Annotated in this window: 17 protein-coding genes; 12 read left to right on the top strand and 5 right to left on the bottom strand. The window is 68.1% G+C overall.

The window, feature by feature from the left end; genetic code table 11:
- Positions 1–5 precede the first annotated feature (5 nt).
- Positions 6–794, bottom strand: coding sequence for a helix-turn-helix transcriptional regulator (locus tag MSG_RS10565; RefSeq protein WP_096444324.1), 789 nt, complete (start codon positions 792–794; stop codon positions 6–8).
- A gap of 66 nt (positions 795–860) precedes the next feature.
- Between MSG_RS10565 and mptB the strand changes: the two genes are divergently transcribed.
- The 3 genes from mptB to MSG_RS10550 are packed head-to-tail and all read left to right on the top strand — an operon-like array spanning position 861 to position 4,323.
- Complete coding sequence (mptB, locus tag MSG_RS10560) at positions 861–2,594, top strand: polyprenol phosphomannose-dependent alpha 1,6 mannosyltransferase MptB (protein ID WP_096439440.1); 1,734 nt, start codon at positions 861–863, stop codon at positions 2,592–2,594.
- A gap of 14 nt (positions 2,595–2,608) precedes the next feature.
- Positions 2,609–3,541 carry an ABC transporter ATP-binding protein gene (locus MSG_RS10555; RefSeq protein ID WP_096444322.1) on the top strand — a complete coding sequence of 311 codons (933 nt, stop codon included), beginning with the start codon at positions 2,609–2,611 and terminating at the stop codon, positions 3,539–3,541.
- Entirely contained in the window at positions 3,538–4,323 is a 786-nt protein-coding gene (locus MSG_RS10550) for an ABC transporter permease (RefSeq protein ID WP_096439438.1), read from the top strand. The genes MSG_RS10555 and MSG_RS10550 overlap by 4 nt, the downstream gene beginning before the upstream one ends.
- Positions 4,324–4,332: 9 nt before the next feature.
- Here the strand turns inward: MSG_RS10550 and MSG_RS10545 are convergent, their stop codons facing one another.
- Positions 4,333–5,127 carry an MBL fold metallo-hydrolase gene (locus MSG_RS10545; protein ID WP_096439437.1) on the bottom strand — a complete coding sequence of 265 codons (795 nt, stop codon included), beginning with the start codon at positions 5,125–5,127 and terminating at the stop codon, positions 4,333–4,335.
- Between the two features lie 66 nt (positions 5,128–5,193).
- Between MSG_RS10545 and MSG_RS10540 the strand changes: the two genes are divergently transcribed.
- Both MSG_RS10540 and MSG_RS10535 read left to right on the top strand, forming a co-directional pair.
- Positions 5,194–5,796: a TetR/AcrR family transcriptional regulator gene (locus MSG_RS10540; protein WP_096444320.1), complete on the top strand. Its 603-nt coding sequence runs from the start codon at positions 5,194–5,196 to the stop codon at positions 5,794–5,796.
- A gap of 103 nt (positions 5,797–5,899) precedes the next feature.
- A complete protein-coding gene (locus tag MSG_RS10535) occupies positions 5,900–6,883 on the top strand; it encodes a COX15/CtaA family protein (RefSeq protein WP_373421208.1) in 984 nt (327 codons plus the stop codon).
- On the opposite strand, the gene MSG_RS10530 is transcribed toward MSG_RS10535, so the two are convergent.
- Entirely contained in the window at positions 6,833–7,525 is a 693-nt protein-coding gene (locus MSG_RS10530) for a hypothetical protein (protein WP_096439435.1), read from the bottom strand. The two genes, MSG_RS10535 and MSG_RS10530, sit on opposite strands and share 51 nt — an antisense overlap.
- Before the next feature lie 19 nt (positions 7,526–7,544).
- Here MSG_RS10530 and MSG_RS10525 point away from each other — a divergent pair, with 19 nt between their 5' ends.
- Entirely contained in the window at positions 7,545–8,522 is a 978-nt protein-coding gene (locus MSG_RS10525; protein WP_096439434.1) for a quinone oxidoreductase family protein, read from the top strand.
- Positions 8,523–8,544: 22 nt separating this feature from the next.
- On the opposite strand, the gene MSG_RS10520 is transcribed toward MSG_RS10525, so the two are convergent.
- Positions 8,545–9,459 carry a heme o synthase gene (locus MSG_RS10520; protein ID WP_096439433.1) on the bottom strand — a complete coding sequence of 305 codons (915 nt, stop codon included), beginning with the start codon at positions 9,457–9,459 and terminating at the stop codon, positions 8,545–8,547.
- A 267-nt stretch (positions 9,460–9,726) separates the two neighbouring features.
- Between MSG_RS10520 and tkt the strand changes: the two genes are divergently transcribed.
- From tkt to pgl, 5 genes are read left to right on the top strand one after another with little or no spacing between them, the layout of a single operon-like run.
- Complete coding sequence (gene tkt, locus MSG_RS10515; RefSeq protein ID WP_096439431.1) at positions 9,727–11,817, top strand: transketolase; 2,091 nt, start codon at positions 9,727–9,729, stop codon at positions 11,815–11,817.
- Between the two features lie 14 nt (positions 11,818–11,831).
- Positions 11,832–12,950: a transaldolase gene (gene tal / locus MSG_RS10510; protein WP_096439429.1), complete on the top strand. Its 1,119-nt coding sequence runs from the start codon at positions 11,832–11,834 to the stop codon at positions 12,948–12,950.
- A complete protein-coding gene (gene zwf, locus MSG_RS10505) occupies positions 12,947–14,491 on the top strand; it encodes a glucose-6-phosphate dehydrogenase (RefSeq protein ID WP_096439427.1) in 1,545 nt (514 codons plus the stop codon). The genes tal and zwf overlap by 4 nt, the downstream gene beginning before the upstream one ends.
- Positions 14,492–14,540: 49 nt before the next feature.
- Positions 14,541–15,452: a glucose-6-phosphate dehydrogenase assembly protein OpcA gene (opcA, locus tag MSG_RS10500; RefSeq protein ID WP_096439425.1), complete on the top strand. Its 912-nt coding sequence runs from the start codon at positions 14,541–14,543 to the stop codon at positions 15,450–15,452.
- Positions 15,449–16,198, top strand: a complete 750-nt coding sequence (gene pgl / locus MSG_RS10495; protein ID WP_096439423.1) for a 6-phosphogluconolactonase — start codon at positions 15,449–15,451, stop codon at positions 16,196–16,198. Before opcA ends, pgl begins: the two co-directional genes overlap by 4 nt.
- 7 nt (positions 16,199–16,205) lie before the next feature.
- Here the strand turns inward: pgl and MSG_RS26125 are convergent, their stop codons facing one another.
- On the bottom strand, positions 16,206–18,284 hold the full coding sequence (locus MSG_RS26125; protein ID WP_373421207.1) for a PPE family protein: 2,079 nt from the start codon (positions 18,282–18,284) through the stop codon (positions 16,206–16,208).
- Positions 18,285–18,804: 520 nt separating this feature from the next.
- Here MSG_RS26125 and MSG_RS10480 point away from each other — a divergent pair.
- On the top strand, positions 18,805–19,206 hold the full coding sequence (locus MSG_RS10480; RefSeq protein WP_096439421.1) for an ATPase: 402 nt from the start codon (positions 18,805–18,807) through the stop codon (positions 19,204–19,206).
- The last annotated feature ends 9 nt before the right edge of the window (positions 19,207–19,215 follow it).

Below are 19,215 nucleotides of genomic sequence, written 5' to 3'. Positions count from 1 at the left end.
TGGTGCTAGGTCTTGCTGGCGGCCGGGCTCACTGACTGGGTGAGCGGCACGTGGGTAGTGCAGGCGCAGTCGCCGTTGACGATCGTCGCAAGCCGCTGCACGTGGGTTCCCAGGACCTCGGCCATGGCCTGCTGTTCTGCTTCGCAGAGCTCCGGGAATTCCTCGGCGACGTGCGACACCGGGCAGTGGTGCTGGCAGATCTGCACGCCGTGGATCGGCCCGCCTACCTGCGCGGTGGTGGCGACGTAGCCGGCCCGGGTCAGCGCGCCGGCGACCCGCTCGGCCGCCGCCTCGACGTCGGCGTCGTCGTCGCTGTCGGCCGGTTCGACGCCGGCCAGGATCGCGTCGATGCGCCGCCGCGCGAACGTCGCCACCGCGTCCTGCCCGCCGATTTCCCGCAACTGCCGGATGGCCGCGGCGGCCAGGTCGTCATAGGCGTGTTCGAGCTTGGCGCGGCCGGCGGCGGTCAGCCGATAACGCCGCGCGGGCCGGCCCCGGCCGGACTGCTGCCAGGACGCGGCGGCCGCCGATTCGGCGTCGCCCCCCTCGATCAGCGCGTCGAGATGACGCCGGACGCCGGCGGCCGCGAGGCCCAGCCGGTCGCCGATCTCGCTGACGGTGATCGATCCGGACTCCAGCAGCAGGCGCACGATGGCGCGGCGGGTGTGACCATCCGGCACCGCAGGCGACGCGGCCGGCACCGGAGCCGCGACGGCCTCTTCGTCGGTTTGGATTTTCACAACACCAGTGTGACGCAATTCGGCGGATCGGTCTAGCAAGGGTGCCCTGTGCAGGGGGTTGCACCACTCACACCGCGAGCACCGCCCGGCCGCCGCGCGGGGGGCGGCTACGCTCCACTGATGGCAGCGCGCCACCACACGCTGAGCTCGTCAATCGCGAGCTTGCACGGCGACGAACAAGCCGTCGGCTCGCCGCTGAACGATACCGAGCTCACCGCCATGCGGCGCACCCGGCTGTTCGGCGCCACCGGAACCGTGCTGATGGCGATCGGTGCGCTCGGCGCCGGGGCCCGGCCCGTCGTCCAGGACCCCACGTTCGGCGTCCGGCTGCTCAACCTCCCCTCCCGCATCCAGACCGTCTCGCTGACGATGACGACCACCGGCGCGGTCATGATGGCGCTGGCCTGGTTGATGCTCGGCCGATTCGCGCTGGGCAGCCGGCGGATGTCGCGCGGCGAGCTGGATCGCACCCTGTTGCTGTGGATGCTGCCGCTGCTGCCCGCGCCGCCGATGTACAGCAAGGACGTCTACTCCTACCTGGCGCAGAGCCAGATCTCGCTGGAAGGGCTCGACCCCTACAAGGTGGGTCCCGCGTCCGGGCTGGGCCTCGGCCACGTCTTCACGCTGTCGGTACCCAGCCTGTGGCGGGAGACGCCCGCCCCGTACGGCCCGTTGTTTTTGTGGATCGGTCGCGGAATCTCCGCGCTGACCGGTGAGAACATCGTCGCCGCCGTGCTCTGCCACCGGATCGTGGTGCTGATCGGGGTCGCCCTGATCGTGTGGGCGACACCGCGGCTGGCCCGGCGCTGCGGCGTGGCCGAGGTGAGCGCGCTGTGGCTGGGCGCCGCCAATCCGCTGCTGATCATGCATCTGGTGGCCGGCATCCACAACGAGGCACTGATGCTCGGCCTGATGCTGGCCGGCGCCGAATTCGCGCTGCGCGGCATCGACTCGCCCCGGCTGTTTCCGGCCTCCTGGCGGCCCGGCCCCGATTGGGAACCGCTGGGCATGCTGCTGGCCGGCGCCGTCCTCATCACGCTGTCGTCGCAGGTGAAGCTGCCGTCACTGCTGGCACTGGGTTTCGTGACGATGGCGCTGGCCTACCGCATGGGCGGCACGTTGCGCGCGCTGCTGGTCGCCGGCGGCGGGATGACGGCGCTGTCGGTGGCCGTGATGGCCGCCGTCGGATGGGCCAGCGGCCTGGGGTTCGGCTGGCTCTTCACGCTGGGCACCGCCAACGTGGTGCGCAGCTGGATGTCGCCGCCGACGCTGCTGGCGCTGGGCACCGGGCAGGTCGGCATTCTGTTGGGCCTGGGCGATCACACCACCGCCGTCCTGGCGCTGACCCGGTTCATCGGTGTGCTGATCATCACCGTGCTGGTGGCCTGGCTGTTGTTCGCGGTATTCCGCGGGCGGTTGCACCCGATCGGCGGCCTCGGCGTCGCGCTGGGCATCTGCGTGCTGCTGTTTCCCGTCGTGCAGCCCTGGTACCTGCTGTGGGCCATCATCCCGCTGGCCGCCTGGGCGACCCGACCCGGTTTCCGCGTGGCGGTCATCGTCATCACCCTCGTCGTGGGCATCTTCGGTCCGACGGCCAACGGCGACCGCTTCGCGTTGTTCCAGATCGTGGATGCCACCGCCGCCAGCACCGTCCTCGTGGTGGTGCTCATCGCGCTGACCTACACCCGGTTGCCGTGGCGTCCGCTGCTGTCGGCGCCCACCGGCTCCGTCGTCACGGGCGAATCCAACGGCGCGGCAGGCGTTGACGCCACCGGCCTCGCCGACGCCGCTGAGACCCGGCCGACCACCCCTCGCTCCGAGGCGGTGCCGGGCGCATACGCTGACTCGACGTGAGCTCGGCCTCCCACATTCCCCACGCCCCCGACCCGGTGGTGCGGCTGCGCGGGGTGACCAAGACATTCGGGCCGACGACGGCCGTCGCCAACCTCGATCTGGAAGTGCACACGGCCGAGGTGTTCGCGCTGCTGGGACCCAACGGCGCCGGCAAGACGACGACGGTCGAGATGTGCGAGGGCTTCGTGCGCCCGGACGCCGGCACGATCGAGGTGCTCGGCTTGGACCCCGTCGCCGACAACGCCCGGCTGCGCGCGCGGATCGGCGTGATGCTGCAGGGCGGCGGCGGCTACCCGGCGGCCCGGGCGCAAGAAATGCTCAAGCTGGTGGCCTCCTACGCCGCCGACCCACTGGACCCGGCGTGGCTGCTGAACACGCTGGGCCTCACCGACGCCGCCCGCACCACCTACCGGCGGCTCTCCGGCGGCCAACAGCAACGGCTCGCGCTGGCGTGCGCGCTGGTCGGGCGCCCGCAGCTGGTGTTCCTCGACGAACCCACCGCGGGTATGGACGCCCACGCCCGGTTGCTGGTGTGGGAGCTGATCGACGCGCTGCGCCGCGACGGCGTGACGGTTGTGCTGACCACTCACCAACTGAAGGAGGCCGAGGAGCTCGCCGATCGGCTGGCGATCATCGACCACGGGGCAACGGTGGCCGCGGGCACTCCGGCGGAGTTGATGCGCAGCGGGGCCAAGGACCAGTTGCGGTTCAGCGCGCCGCCGCGGCTCGATCTGTCCCTGCTGGCGTCGGCTTTGCCCGAGGACTACCAGGCCACCGAGGTGACGCCGGGCGAGTATCTGGTCGAGGGTCGCGTCGACCCGCAGGTGCTGGCGACCGTCACCGCCTGGTGCGCGCGCATCGACGTGTTGGCCACCGACATGCGCGTCGAGCAACGCAGCCTCGAGGATGTGTTCCTCGACCTCACCGGCAGAAAGTTGCGGCAATGACGCAGACTGACGGCCCGGCCTTCCCGGCGGGTACCTTCGCCCCCGACCCGCGCCCCAGCGCGGTCCCGAAAATGCTTGCCGCGCAGTTCAATCTGGAACTGAAGCTGCTGCTGCGCAACGGCGAACAGCTGCTGTTGACCATGTTCATACCGATCACGCTGCTGGTCGGGCTCACCCTGTTGCCGCTCGGCTCGTTCGGACCGCATCGCGCGGCCGTCTTCACCCCGGTCATCATGGCGCTGGCGGTGATCTCGACCGCGTTCACCGGGCAGGCGATCGCCGTCGCGTTCGATCGTCGTTACGGTGCGCTCAAACGGCTTGGCGCAACGCCACTTCCGGTTTGGGGCATCATCGCCGGGAAGTCACTGGCGGTCGTCACGGTGGTCTTCCTGCAGGCAATCCTGTTGGGTGTCATAGGTTTTGCGCTCGGCTGGCGACCCACCCCGGCCGCGTTGGGCTTGGGCGCGGGGGTGATCGCGCTGGGTACCGCGGGTTTCGCGGCCCTCGGGCTGCTGCTCGGCGGGACGCTGCGGGCCGAGGTCGTGCTCGCCCTGGCCAACCTGCTGTGGTTCGTCTTCGCCGGTCTCGGCGCGCTGACCGTGGAAACCGGGATGATCCCGACGGGGGTCAAGTGGGCGGCCCGGCTCACGCCGTCGGGGGCACTCACCGAAGCCCTGTCGCAGGCGATGACGTTGTCGGTGGACTGGTTCGGCGTCGCCGTGTTGGCGGCCTGGGGGGCGGGCGCGGCGCTTGCCGCGCGGCGGTGGTTCCGCTTCACCTGAGCGCAGCGCTTACAACGCCAGATCGTCGCCCGGTCTCAGCAGAACGGATTCGTATCTTTCGTCGGCTGCAGCGTCCAGGAAGCGGGCGAGCTCGCCGGGCTCGGTTTGGTAGAAACGGTCGATATGGAAGCCGTCGTAATGCATGGGTATAGCTATTTTCGCGCCGAGTAGCCGTGCCGCCACGGCGGCGTGCCGGTCATCCAGCGTCGAGGGGAACGGACTGGGCGGTTGACAGTGCGGAAAGCACACCGTGGGCCCGTTGATCGGGGTGAGGACCGCGTCGAAGGGGCCGTGCCGGCGCGCCGCACGCCACCAGTAACCGTGATACATGCTGTCGCCGAGGTGGATAATCCTCTTCCCGCCTGCCTCCACGGCCCAGGAGACCTGCGGATCGCCGAGCGTGTCCACCGCCGGGATTGCCGCGACGGTGAAGGGCCCGATGGTCGTGGTCTCCCAGTACTTCATCGCGACGCGAGGCAGGCGGTGGCTATCCAGCTCTCCGTCCGCCTTCAGCGTCCACGAATTCTCGTGATCGTCCCCGCCGAACGAAACGGGATGGAAAACCGCCCCGCCGGGCCGCAGGGCGTCGGCCAGGGCGCCGGCGTCGGCATGATCGCGGTGCAGATGCGTGCACAGCCCCGCAAGGATCTCACCCGCGTTTCGCGGCGTCACGACGGTGGGCATCGGCGCGGCGAGTCCCGTGCCCTCGAGTACTCCCTCGGGACGGCCGAGCAGGTCGATCACCAGACAGTCTCCGTTCGCCTCGACCTCGAAACCCGCCCATCCCAACCAGCGAATCCTCATTCAACGCTCCTTTAGCATACGACCGTTCGTTAACTTAGCACACGTCCGTTCGGTAAAGTGGTCGGCGTGCGAAGGTCAGCGGAGGCTGCGCGGCGGACACGGGAGCGCATCGTGGCAGCCAGCGTGCTCCGCTCGTCGACCGACGGACTCGCGGGACTGACCCTTGGCTCGCTTGCCGAGGCACTGCAGATGAGCAAGGCCGGCGTTGTCGGGCCATTCGGCTCGCGCCTGGCACTGCAGTTGGCCGTCCTGGAAAGGGCGGGCGAGATGTTCACCGCCGCCGTGGTCCACCCCAGTCTCGACTTTGAAGCGGGGCTACCCCGCCTGATCGCCGTCATCGAGTCCTGGTGCCGCTACCTGGCCGATAGCCCATTTCCCAACGGCTGCTTCGTCACGGCCGCGTCCTGCGAATTCGACGGCCAGCCCGGTGAGCTTCGAAACACGGTGCATGACTTGGTGTCTCGCTGGCGTGGGTTCTTGCGGGAGCAGACGACTACGGCGCAGGCAGCAGGTGACCTCGACGCCCATTTCGACCCCGAGGACCTGGTGTCGGCACTCAATGGCATCGCGATGGCGGCAAACCAGGAAATCCAGCTGCTTTCGGACAGCTGCGCGGGGGCTCGGGCCCGGCGACTCATGCTGACCCACGTTGACTCGCATCGCACCTGATGGTCTGAGCGGACTTCGGCGGCCGCTTCCGCTTCGCTTACCTGACCGCTGGACCATCGGCCGGCACTCATCGGGACAGCCGTACTACAGGCGGTAGTTTTTGGTGCCCTACGATCGGGCGGTGGCCGTCGGACGAGTGCTGATGCGGTTGGTGGACCTGCTCCCCAACCCGAGTCTGCGCGTCCAGCGGCTCGTCGCCGCGCTGGTGATCCTCACCCAGGGCGGCATCGCGGTCACCGGCGCCATCGTGCGCGTCACCGCGTCGGGGCTGGGCTGCCCGACCTGGCCGCAGTGCTTTCCGGGCAGCTTCGTGCCGGTGGCTCACGCCGAGGTGCCGCGCATTCACCAGGCCGTCGAGTTCGGCAACCGGATGATCACCTTTGCGGTCGTCGTGGCCGCCGCGCTGGCCGTGCTGGCGGTGACCCGGGCGCGGCGCCGCACCGAGGTGCTGGTCTACGCGTGGCTGATGCCGGTGTCCACCGTCGTCCAAGCCGTCATCGGCGGCATCACCGTGCGCACGGGCCTGCTGTGGTGGACCGTCGCCATCCACCTGCTGACGTCGATGACGATGGTGTGGCTGTCGGTGCTGCTCTACGTCAAGGTCGGCGAGCCCGATGGAAACGGGGCCGGGGTGGTCTACACGCAGGTGGCCCGGCCGCTGCGCGCGCTGACGGCGCTGAGCGCGGTGAACCTGGCGGTGGTGCTGATCACCGGCACGCTGGTGACCGCCGCCGGCCCGCACGCCGGGGACCGCAGCCCCAGCCGGACGGTGCCCCGACTGAAGGTGCAGGTCGCCACGCTGGTGCACATGCATTCCTCGCTGCTGGTCGCCTATTTGGCGCTGCTGGTGGGGCTGGGCTTCGGACTGCTGGCGGTCGGCGCGGCCCGGGTGGTCCTGCTGCGGCTGGGCGCGCTGCTGGCCCTGGTGTGCGCTCAGGCCGCGATCGGGACCGCGCAGTATTTCACGGGGGTGCCCGCCGCGCTGGTCGCGATACACGTCGCCGGGGCCGCGGCATGCACTGCGGCGACCGCGGCGCTATGGGCCTCGATGCGAGAGCGGACCGAGCCCGAGCCGCTCGCAGGCTGACTCCACGGCCACCGCGAACCGGCGCTCGGCCAGCTCACGCGCCGCGGTGTCCAACGTCGTCCAACCCAGCGCTGGCGCAACCACATCCAGCGCGCCGACCCGAACGTCGTCGGGGCCGCCGGTGACGTCGACCCGCGCGCAGAGCAACTCGTCGGGCCGGATGCCGGCGCGTTCGGCCGCCGCCGCGACGGCCGCATGCCCGGCGTCCCAGACCTCGAACTCCGGCTCGACCACCTGCGTCTGGGTGAACGCGTGCGATTGTTCGCCGCCGAAGTAGATCAGCGCCACCGGTTTTCCCGGCGCCCCGCGCGGCAGCGTCGGCACGCCGGCACTCTGCACGTCGGCCAGGTATCCCGCACCGAGATTCCAAGCGATTGCGGCCGGCGGGTTGAGCAGCTTGGGAATACTCGCGGCCCAGGCCAGGAATTCGTCGCGGCGTTGGGCGCCGTCGCACCCCGCCCGCAGGATCACCAGATCGGCGCGGGCGTTCTCCGGATCGTCCCAGGCCAGCCAGCGGGCGTGCAGACCCCGCCGCCGCAACGCGGCGACCAGGCCGGCGTCGTCGGCATCGCCGGCGGGGTGCCGCGACGGTCCGGCCAGCACGATGCGGGGATGGAAGACGTCCGGCCGGGCAAGCTTCATGCCCGGGCATGATAGCCACATGCACGCAATCGAAATCAATGAAACCGGCGGCCCCGAGGTCCTGCGCTACGTTGACACTCCCGAACCCACGCCCGGCGCGGGCCAGCTGCTGATCAAAGCCGAAGCCATCGGCGTCAACTTCCTTGATACCTACTTCCGCAGCGGGCAATATCCCCGCGAGTTGCCGTTCATCGTGGGCTCCGAGCTCGCGGGCACCGTCGCGGCCCTGGGCGAGGGCGCGCCGGGCAGTTTCCGCGTCGGCGACCGGGTGGTGTCCGCGGCGGCAACCGGTGCATACGCCGAGTTCGCCACTGCCCCAGCGGCTTTGACGGCACAGTTGCCGGACGATGTCACTTCCGAGGTGGCGGCGTCGGTGCTGCTGAAGGGGCTGACCGCGCACTACCTGCTCACGTCGGTGTACCCGGTGAAAAGCGGCGACGCGGTGCTGGTGCATGCCGGCGCCGGCGGCGTTGGGCTGATCCTGACGCAGTGGGCGCATCGGCTCGGCGCCCGCGTCATCACCACGGTCTCGACGCCCGAGAAGGAGCGGCTGTCCCGGCGGGCGGGCGCCGACGAGGTGCTCCCCTACCCCGACGACGCGGCGGAGTTCGGCCAGCGGATCCGATCGCTCACCGGCGGGGCCGGCGTCGAGGCGGTGTACGACGGCGTCGGGGCCAGCACGTTCGACGCCAGCCTGGCCAGCCTCGCCGTGCGCGGGACCCTGGCGCTGTTCGGTGCCGCCAGCGGCCCCGTCCCGCCGTTCGACCCCCAGCGCCTGAACGCCGCGGGTTCGGTGTTCCTCACGCGTCCCTCACTTGCGCATTTCATCCGCACCGGCGAAGAGTTCAGCTGGCGCGCCGGTGAACTGTTCGAGGCGATATCGGCCGGGACGATCAGCATCGAGGTCGGCGGACGCTATTCGCTGGCCGAGGCCGCCCGCGCCCACACGGATCTGCAGGGCCGCAAGACGACCGGCTCCCTGGTCCTGCTGCCGTAGGCGTCACACGTCGCCTGCGTCGCTAGAGCAGCGTCGGCAGCGCCAGCACCGAGTCGACGGCCAACGCGCAGAACACCACCGCCAGGTAGTTGTTCGACTGCAGGAACAGCCGCAGCGGCTTGACCGGCTCGCCGGCGCGGACCCCGGCGTAGAGCTGATGCGCCATCGCCAAGAACCACACACCGGCCAGCACCGCGACCAAGGCATACAGCCAGCCCGCGGCCAGCGCCAACACCAGCGTCGCGACCACGGTGAGCCACGTGTAGACCAGGATCTGCTTGGTGACCTGGCGCTCGGTTGCCACGGCGGGCAGCATCGGCACGCCGGCCGCTTTGTAGTCGTCCTTGTACCGCATCGCCAACGCCCAGGTGTGTGGCGGGGTCCAGAAGAAAATGATCGCGAACATCGCCACGGCCGGCCAGCCGATGGTGCCCGTGACCGCCGACCAACCGATCATCACCGGCATGCACCCCGCCGCGCCGCCCCACACGACGTTTTGCGACGTGCGCCGCTTGAGGATCAGCGTGTAGACGAACACGTAGAACGCAATCGTGGCGATCGCCAACCAGCCCGACAGCAGGTTTGTGGTCCACCGGAGCCACACGAAGGAGGTGACGGTCAACACCAGACCGAGCGCCAGGGCGTTGCGCGTCGGCACCGCGGCCCGCGCCAGCGGCCGGCGCGCCGTGCGTTTCATCAGCTTGTCGATGTCGGCGTCGGCCACGCAGTTCAGCGTGTTCGCGCCGCCCGCGGCGAGCATCCCACCGATCAAGGTGTTGAGGATCAGCAGCGGGTCCACCGCACCCCGGTGCGCGAGCAGCATCGCGGGTATCGCCGTCACCAGCAGCAGTTCGATCACCCGGGGCTTCGTCAGCGCCAGATAAGCCAGCACGGTGCTACGTACTCGGCTCGGAGCGACGTGCCCGCGAACACTCACGCAATAACTCCTCGGGGTTCAGCAGCGCGCAGCATCTACTACGCACGATGGTAGACCGGGAGTCCGCGGCGGCGAGTCCCCAGGGTCGATTCATACAGAATTTCCCGAGTACGGCACCGATGGCAAATTGCGCGTCGCCCGCGCGTCATCTCCGGATTGGGCCTCACAGGGATACCCGACATCCTGCACTGCAAACGCCACCACTAGCGCACTAGGGTGAGGATTGATCAGCGCTACGAACCACGGCCACCCCAAGGACTGACGTCTGTGACCACACTCGAAGAGATCTCCACACTCACCCACCCGCACCACCCGGACGACTGGACCGATCTGGATTCCGCCGCGGTCGACACCGTGCGGGTGCTCGCCGCCGACGCGGTCCAAAAAGTTGGTAACGGCCACCCCGGGACGGCGATGAGCCTGGCCCCGTTGGCCTACACCCTTTTCCAGCGCGCGATGACCCACGATCCCAGCGACACGCACTGGCTGGGACGCGACCGGTTCGTGCTGTCGGCCGGCCACAGCAGCCTGACGCTGTACCTGCAGCTCTACCTGGGCGGGTTCGGCCTGGAGCTGTCGGACATCGAGTCGTTGCGCACCTGGGGATCCAAGACACCCGGGCACCCGGAGTTCCGGCACACCTTGGGCGTTGAGATCACCACCGGCCCGCTGGGTCAGGGCCTGGCGTCCTCGGTCGGGTTCGCGATGGCGGCTCGCTACGAGCGCGGCCTGTTCGATCCGGACGCCGCTCCCGGGGAGAGCCCGTTCGACCACTACGTGTACGTGATCGCCTCCGATGGGGACATCGAGGAGGGCGTGACCTCCGAGGCGTCGTCGCTGGCGGCGGTTCAGCAGCTGGGCAACCTGATCGTGTTCTACGACCACAACGAGATTTCGATCGAAGACGACACCAACATCGCCTTGTGTGAGGACACCGCCGCGCGCTACCGCGCCTACGGCTGGCACGTGCAAGAGGTGGAGGGCGGCGAGAACGTCGTCGGCATCGAGGAGGCCATCGCCAACGCCAAGGCGGTGATCGACAAACCGTCGTTCATCTCGCTGCGCACCATCATCGGTTATCCCGCACCGAAGCTGATGAACACCGGCAAGGCGCACGGCGCTGCCCTCGGCGACGAAGAAATCGCGGCCGTCAAGAAGATTCTGGGGTTCGATCCCGACAAGAAGTTCGAGGTGCGCGACGAAGTGATCGCCCACACCCGCAAGCTGGTGGACCGGGGCAGGGAAGCGCACGAAAAGTGGCAGGCCGAGTTCGACGCGTGGGCGCAGCGCGAGCCCGAGCGCAAGGCGCTGCTGGACCGGCTTACCGCGGAGAAGTTGCCCGAGGGTTGGGACGCCGACATCCCCTACTGGGAGCCGGGATCCAAGCCGCTGGCCACCCGAGCCGCGTCCGGCAAGGTGCTGACCGCGGTGGGACCCAAACTGCCCGAACTGTGGGGCGGCTCAGCCGACCTGGCCGGCAGCAACAACACCACCATGGATGGCGTGAAATCCTTTGGGCCGCCCTCGATTACCACCAAGGATTACACGGCCGACTGGTACGGACGGACGCTGCACTTCGGCATCCGCGAGCACGCGATGGGTTCGATCCTGTCCGGCATCGTGCTGCACGGGCCGACCCGCGCCTACGGCGGCACCTTCCTGCAGTTCTCCGATTACATGCGCCCGGCGGTGCGGCTCGCCGCATTGATGGACATCGACACCATCTACGTCTGGACGCACGACTCGATCGGCCTGGGCGAGGACGGCCCCACCCACCAGCCCATCGAGCACCTGGCGGCACTGCGCGCCATCCCGAAGCTGTCGGTGGTGCGCCCGGCCGACGCCAACGAAACCGCGTACGCGTGGCGCACCGTCTTGGCGCGCGGCAACGGCAGCGGACCGGTCGGCTTGATCCTGACGCGGCAGGGCGTGCCGGTGCTCGAGGGCACCAACCTCGAGGGCGTCGCCCGCGGCGGTTACGTGCTGGGCGATGCCGGTGACGACGAACCCGACGTGGTTCTGATCGCCACAGGATCGGAGGTCCAGCTTGCGGTGGATGCCGCAAAATTGTTGGCGGACAGGGACATTATCGCGCGAGTGGTGTCGATGCCCTGCGTCGAATGGTTCGAGTCCCAGCCGTCGGAGTACCGCGACAGTGTGCTGCCGCCGTCGGTGTCGGCCCGGGTGGCCGTCGAGGCGGGCATCGCGCAGCCATGGCACAAGCTGGTCGGCGACACCGGAAAGATCGTGTCGATCGAGCACTACGGCGAGTCCGCCGACGCCGAGACATTGTTCCGCGAGTTCGGCTTCACCGCGGAGGCCGTCGCTGCCGCCGCCGAGCAAGTAGTCGATAACTGAGAAAGGCTATTCAGATGACCCAGAACGCCAACCTCGCCGCGCTCAGCGCCGCCGGGGTATCCGTATGGCTCGATGACCTGTCGCGACAGCGGCTGCAGTCGGGCAACCTGCAAGAACTGATCGACACCAAGAGCGTCGTCGGCGTCACGACCAACCCGTCGATCTTCCAGAAGGCGCTGGCCGAGGGCGACGCCTACGACAGCCAGATCGCCGAGCTCGCCGAGCGCGGCGCCGACGTCGACGCCACGATCCGCACCGTCACCACCGACGACGTCCGCAACGCGTGCGACGTGCTGGCGCCGCAGTGGGAGGCCTCCGACGGCATCGACGGGCGGGTGTCCATCGAGGTCGACCCGCGGCTGGCCAAGGAGACCGACAAGACGATCGCCCAGGCCGTCGAGCTGTGGAAGATCGTCGACCGGCCCAACCTGCTGATCAAGATCCCGGCCACCGAGGCCGGCTTGCCGGCCATCACCGCCGTTCTGGCGGAAGGCATTTCGGTCAACGTCACGCTGATCTTCTCGGTCGAGCGGCACCGCGCGGTGATGGACGCCTATCTGGCCGGACTGGAAAAGGCTCGCGAGGCCGGCCACGACCTGTCCAAGATCCATTCCGTCGCATCATTTTTCGTCTCTCGCGTGGACACCGAGATCGACAGGCGGCTGGAAGAGATCGGCTCGGAAGAGGCGCTCGCCCTGCGCGGCCAGGCCGGTGTCGCCAACGCCCGGCTGGCTTACGCGGCCTACCAGGAGGTCTTCGAGAGTGGCCAGCGCTACCAGGACCTGCGCGCCAACGGCGCCCGGGTGCAGCGCCCGCTGTGGGCTTCCACCGGCGTCAAGAACCCCGACTACTCCGACACGCTCTACGTCACCGAGCTGGTCGCCCCGCACACGGTGAACACCATGCCCGAGAAGACGATCGACGCGGTCGCCGACCACGGTGTCGTCGAGGGCGACAAGGTCACCGGCACGGCCGCCGGGGCGCAGGAAATCTTCGACAAGCTCTCGGCCATCGGCGTCGACCTGACCGATGTCTTCCTGGTTCTGGAGGACGAGGGTGTGCAGAAGTTCGTGGAGTCCTGGACCGAGCTGCTCGACGAGACACAGAAGCAACTGGGTTCCGCTGACAAATGACCCCGGGCGCTGATTCCGGGCAGTGGCATAACCCGCTGCGAGACAAGGACGACAAGCGGCTGCCCCGGATCGCCGGCCCGTGTGCGCTCGTGCTGTTCGGCGTCACCGGCGATCTGGCGCACAAAAAAGTGGTCCCGGCCATCTACGATCTGGCCAACCGCGGCCTGCTGCCGCCCACCTTCTCGTTGGTGGGCTTCGGCCGCCGCGACTGGGACCACGAGGCCTTCGCCCAGGTCATTCACGACGACGTCAAGCGGTACTGCCGCACCCCATTTCGGCAGGCGATCTGGGAGCGGTTGGCCGAGGGATTGCGTTTCGTGCGAGGCGAATTCGACGACGAGGCCGCCTTCGGTCGGCTGGCCGAGACCCTGGACAAGCTCGACGCCGAGCGCAGTGTCGGCGGCAATCACGCCTTCTATCTGGCCATCCCGCCCAAATCGTTCCCGGTGGTGTGCGAGCAGCTGCACAAGTCGGGGCTGGCACGCCCGCAAGAGGACAGGTGGAGCCGCGTCGTCATCGAGAAGCCGTTCGGCCACGACCTGAAGAGCGCGTGCGAGCTCAACCAGGTGGTCAACTCCGTGTTCCCAGAGGAGTCGGTATTCCGCATCGACCACTATCTGGGCAAGGAGACGGTCCAGAACATCCTGGCGCTGCGCTTCGCCAATCAATTCTGGGATCCGATCTGGAACGCCCACTACGTCGATCACGTGCAGATCACCATGGCCGAGGACATCGGATTGGGCGGGCGTGCGGGCTATTACGACGGCATCGGCGCCGCGCGCGACGTCATCCAGAACCACCTGATGCAGCTGTTGGCGCTCACCGCGATGGAAGAACCGGTGAGCTTCAAACCCGACGCGTTGCAGGCCGAAAAGGTGAAGGTGCTCTCGGCCACCCAACTCGCGCAGCCGCTCGACCAGACCACCAGCCGCGGACAATACGCGGCCGGCTGGCAGGGTGGCGAGCAGGTAGTCGGCCTGCTCGACGAGGAAGGGTTCTCGAAGGACTCGACCACCGAGACGTTCGCCGCCATCACACTCGAGGTCGACACCCGCCGGTGGGCCGGGGTTCCGTTCTATCTGCGGACCGGAAAACGCTTGGGCCGCAGGGTAACCGAGATCGCGCTGGTCTTCAAACGCGCGCCCCATCTGCCTTTCGACGCCACCATGACCGACGAACTGGGTGCCAACGCCCTGGTCATTCGCGTGCAGCCGGACGAGGGGATCACGCTGCGGTTCGGTTCCAAGGTCCCGGGCAGCGCGATGGAGGTCCGCGACGTCAACATGGACTTCTCCTACGGGTCGGCATTCGCCGAGGACTCCCCCGAGGCCTATGAGCGCCTGATCCTCGATGTCCTGCTGGGCGAGCCCTCGTTGTTCCCGGTGAACGCGGAGGTCGAATTGGCTTGGCAGATACTCGATCCCGTGCTGGATTACTGGTCCACCCACGGCAAACCCGACCCGTATGAGTCGGGCACCTGGGGACCGGCATCGGCGTTCGAGATGTTGCAACGCACCGGCCGCGAATGGAGGCGGCCGTGATCCGCCCCGGCGACGATGCGGAGCGTCGTGCTGAGAAGGAGCGGCGCTCATGATGGTCGACCTGCTCGACGCCAGCACCAATGCGATCAACAAGAAGCTTGACGGCCTGCGCGAGGAGTCCGGCGTCGTCACGCTGGGCCGGGTGGGGACGCTGATCATCAAATCGAACAGCGACGAGTTGTTGGAGGAATCGATCGAGGCCGCCAACGCCGCCACCCACGAGCACCCGAGCCGCGTGATCGTGGTGGTGCCCGGCGACACCGATGCCATCGAGTCTCGCCTGGATGCCCAGATTCGGGTCGGCGGCGACGCCGGGGGCGGCGAGGTCGTGGTGCTGCGGCTGTCCGGGCCGCTGGCCGGCCACGCCGAAAGCGTCGTCACCCCCTTCCTGCTTCCCGACATCCCGGTCGTGGTGTGGTGGCCCGATGTTGCACCGGCCGTCCCGGCGCAGGACCCGTTGGGCAAGTTGGCGATTCGGCGCATCACCGACGTGACGAACAGCGACGACCCGATGTCGGGAATCAAGGGCCGGCTACCCGGATACACCGCCGGAGACACCGACCTGGCCTGGGCACGGATCACCTATTGGCGGGCGCTGCTCACTTCGGCCGTCGACCAGAAACCCCACGAGGAGATCGAGTCGGCGCTGGTTTCAGGCCTGCGGACCGAGCCCTCGCTCGACGTCCTGGCGGGCTGGTTGGCCAGCCGCATCGACGGGCCGGTGCGCCGGGCGGTCGGCGAACTCAAGGTCGAACTGGTGCGCAAGACCGAGACCATCACGCTGAGCCGCCCGCAGGAGGGCACGACGGCCACGTTAAGCCGGACGGGGCGACCCGATGCGCTGGTTCCATTGGCGCGCAGGGAAACTCGTGAATGCTTGGCCGAAGACATGCGACGGCTAGACCCGGACGAGGTCTATTTCAGCGCTCTGGAGGGGATCGACAAGGTGCAGTACCTATGAGCAACATTGTGGAAGTTTTGCCCAATAGCGACGCCCTGGTCGAGGCCGCGGGCAGTCGGTTGGTGGACACCATCGGGGCCGCGATCTCGGCAAGGGGCCGAGCCCTGATCGTGCTGACCGGCGGCGGCAACGGGATTGGCGTGCTGAAGTATCTGCGCGCCGAAAGCAATCGGGTCGACTGGCCGAAGGTCCATCTGTTCTGGGGCGACGAGCGTTATGTTCCCGAAAGCGACGACGAGCGCAACGAGAAGCAGGCTCGAGAAGCGTTGCTCGATCACATCGACATCCCGGCCAGCCAGGTGCATCCGATGGCCGCCAGCGACGGAGAATTCGGCACTGACCTGGCCGCCGCCGCGCTCGCCTACGAGCAGTTGCTGGCCGCCAACGCCGGTCCCGGCGAGCAGATCCCGAATTTTGACGTTCACCTGCTGGGCATGGGCCCCGAAGGCCACATCAATTCGCTCTTCCCCGACACGCCCGCGGTCCTGGAATCCACCCGCGCGGTGGTCGGCGTCAAAGACTCCCCCAAACCGCCGCCGCGGCGAATCACGCTGACGCTGCCCGCGATCCAGCGTTCCCGCGAGGTCTGGCTGCTGGTCGCCGGCGCGGGCAAGGCCGACGCGGTGGCCGCCGCCCTCGGCGGAGCTCAGCCCGTCGCGATTCCGGCGGCCGGCGCGATCGGGCAGGAGACCACGCGGTGGCTGCTCGACGCCGAGGCCGCGAGCAAGCTGCCCGCCGGGCAATAAGCAGGGGCTACGACGTGTTGTGCCACGCCGGGTCCGTCGCCTGCGATATGACGACCTGACCGGTGATGCCGGTAGCCCCGTAGGAGCCGCCGGTAGAGACTGTGACCGTCTCGCCGGTCCCGACGCTCAGCACGCCCCCCGAGGCGACGGGCACGCTGCCCCCGGAATCGACCGTGAGCGTACTGCCGGTGTCGATGACAAAGGTGCCGGTGGAGGTGACTTGGAAAGTGCCACCCGAGTCGACGGTGACGGTGCCGGCATCGATGAAGGTGCCGGAGTCGGTCACGGTGGCGCCGGATTCGACCAAAACGCTGCCACCCGGGCTAACCGTCACCGTGCCGGCATCGGTGAAGGTGGTATTGACGTCGAGGAAACCATTCTCGGTGAGGGTGCCGCCGTGCGCGACCGTCAGGGTTCCCCAGTCGGTGAAGGTGCCGGAATCAGTGAGGGAACCGCCGGATTGGACCGTCAGGGCGCTACTGTCGTACAGGGTTATGCTGCCGCCACTTTGGTCGGTGAGGGTGCCGCCGGACTCGATGATGTAGGACCCGTTGCCCAAGCCGTACAGGTTGCCGCCGGACTGGATGTTGATGGTGCCGTAGTCTGCGACGCCGCCGTAGCAGTTGAACGTGCCGGCGTTCTCGACGGTGATGCCGCCGTAGTTGGTGAGGCTGGCACCGTCCTCGGTGGTGAAATAGGCGCCGACCTGGATGTCGACGGTGCCACCGGGGTTGACGGTCATGGTGCCGGCGTTGGTGATGTTGCCACCATAGGCCTCGATAGTGATGTGCCCGGTGTCGATCAGGGTGCCGTCAGGTCTGATGGCCAGATAGCCGCCGGAGTCGACGTTCAAGGTACCGCCGTTGGAGAGGGTGCCACCGTCGAGCGACAGATAGCCGCTGGAGCCGAGTTCGAGGGTGCCGCCGGGGTTGACGGTCAGGGTGCCGCCGGACTGGGTGAGAGTGCCCGAGTCGGTGAGGGTGCCACCGGATTCGACAATGATCGAACCGCCGGAGTTGAGAGTGACAGTACCGCCGGATTCGAGGGAACCGCCGGAGTCGAGGGTGAAGGTGCCGTAATCGGCGAGGGTACCTGAGTCGGTCAGGGTGCCGGTGACTTGGATTTCGAGGGTGCCGGCGGAGTTGACGGTGATGGTGCCGGCATTGGTGAGGGTGGCGTTGGCGTCGATGGTGAGGCCGCCGCCGGAGGCGACTTCGAGGCTGCCGCCCGAATTGATGTTGAGAGTTCCGCCGGAGGCGACTTCTATGGAGCCGCCGTTTTCGATCACGACGGCTTGGTTCGCTCCGACGGTATACGTGCCGCTGACTGTCGTCGCGGTGTTGATGTAGGTGGTCGTGACGGGGCCATTGGTGGCGCTGACGGTGCTGTTGGTGACGCCGAGGGTGCTCCCGGAGGTCGTTTGCTGAGAGGTGGTGCCCGGGGCGAGCTGGACGGGGCCCCCGCTCTGCTGTAGGGCACCCGCGCTCTGCTGTAGGGGGCCCGCGGTGCGGCTACTGGTGGCGTTGCCAATGGCTTGGGCGGTCGAGCGGGCCTGGTCAAGCTGCCCGTTCTGGTTGGTGGTCTGCGGCGGTTCGTTGAACGAGTTGAGGGTGCTCGCAGCCTCCGAAGCACCGGCGTAGCCGTATATCGCGGTGGCGTCTTGGACCCACATCTCCATGTATTCGGCTTCGGTGGCCGCGATCGCCGGGGTGTTCTGGCCGAGAAAATTGGTGGCGATCAACGCCATTAACTGCGTGCGGTTCGCCGCGATCAGCGGCGGGGGCACAGTCATCGCGTACGCCGCCTCGTAAGCCGCGGCCGCCTCGTAGGCCTGGGCGGCGGTCTGCCCGGCCGCCGCGGCGCTGGCCTGCAGCCATTCCACGTAGGGCGTCACCGCGGCCGTCAAGAGTTCCGAGGACGGGCCCGACCACGCCTCCCCCGTCAGCTGTGCGACCGTCGAGGAGTAGCCGGCCGCGCTGGACTCCAGCTCAGCGGCCAGCGCGTCCCAGCTTGCCGCGTTCGCGAGCATTGGCGCCGGCCCGGGCCCGGCGTATATCAGTCCGCTGTTGACTTCCGGCGGCAGCAACGCGAAGTCCGTGCCTTGTTCTCTTTCTTCCAGCCGTATCCGGATTTCACCGGGTGGTGGTCTTCACCCGACTCCGGATACAGGCTGGGCGCTGTGGCTTTTGCGTCGATAGCGAACCGGTGTCAACCATCGTGATTCCCTAGTTCGGTCGCGGCCGCCTGAGCGCGCTCAGGCGGCAGCTGCGGAGTGGCCACGGTCTTTGAGGCTGGCGAAAATGTACCTGATGACCAGCCTGCAAGCGATGGGTTTTAACCTGAAATTTGCCTACCCCAACGGCATCCGGCCCGAGTCAATCGAAACAATGCGATGAGCCGATGTTCTGCTTCCTGGGCGGCGCTGCTCGGTAAAACCATCGCCGGTAGCCCGACCGCCCACTGCCGCAACAACTGCTGAGGGTGGGGCCGGTGCAGTTCCGGGATGGCGATGGGCGGCCGCTAGGTCGACACCGGCGCGGCGACCGAGCTTCCTGCCGGGCATTCAGCGAGGTTTCCGCGGACGCAAATCCGTTCATAATTACCGCATGGCAGACCGAACCGAACGCAGCGGTCCTGAGCGCAACCGGATCAAAACCCTGACCCAGGCGGCGCTGAATGCCGACAAGACGGTGGAGCAGGTCGAAGGCGTGCTCGACGGGCTGGGCAAGACCATGAACGACCTGACCAGTTCGTTGTCGGCCCTCAACAAGACGGTGGCCCGCCTGGATGGCGGGTTGGATCATCTCGAGAGCACGATGGAAAGCCTGGACGAATTGGCCAAGCGGCTCATCACCCTCGTCGAACCCGTGGAGGCGATCGTCCAGCGGATCGACTACATCGTCAGCGTGGGAGAGGCGATGATGTCCCCCTTGTCGATGACCGAGCATGCCGTGCGCGGCGTGCTCGGTCGACTGCGGAACCGGGCCCCCACGGATTCCCAGAACTGACGCCGGGCC

Source organism: Mycobacterium shigaense (assembly GCF_002356315.1).
GTDB lineage: Bacteria > Actinomycetota > Actinomycetes > Mycobacteriales > Mycobacteriaceae > Mycobacterium > Mycobacterium shigaense.
This window is presented reverse-complemented; position numbering and strand designations above follow the sequence as displayed.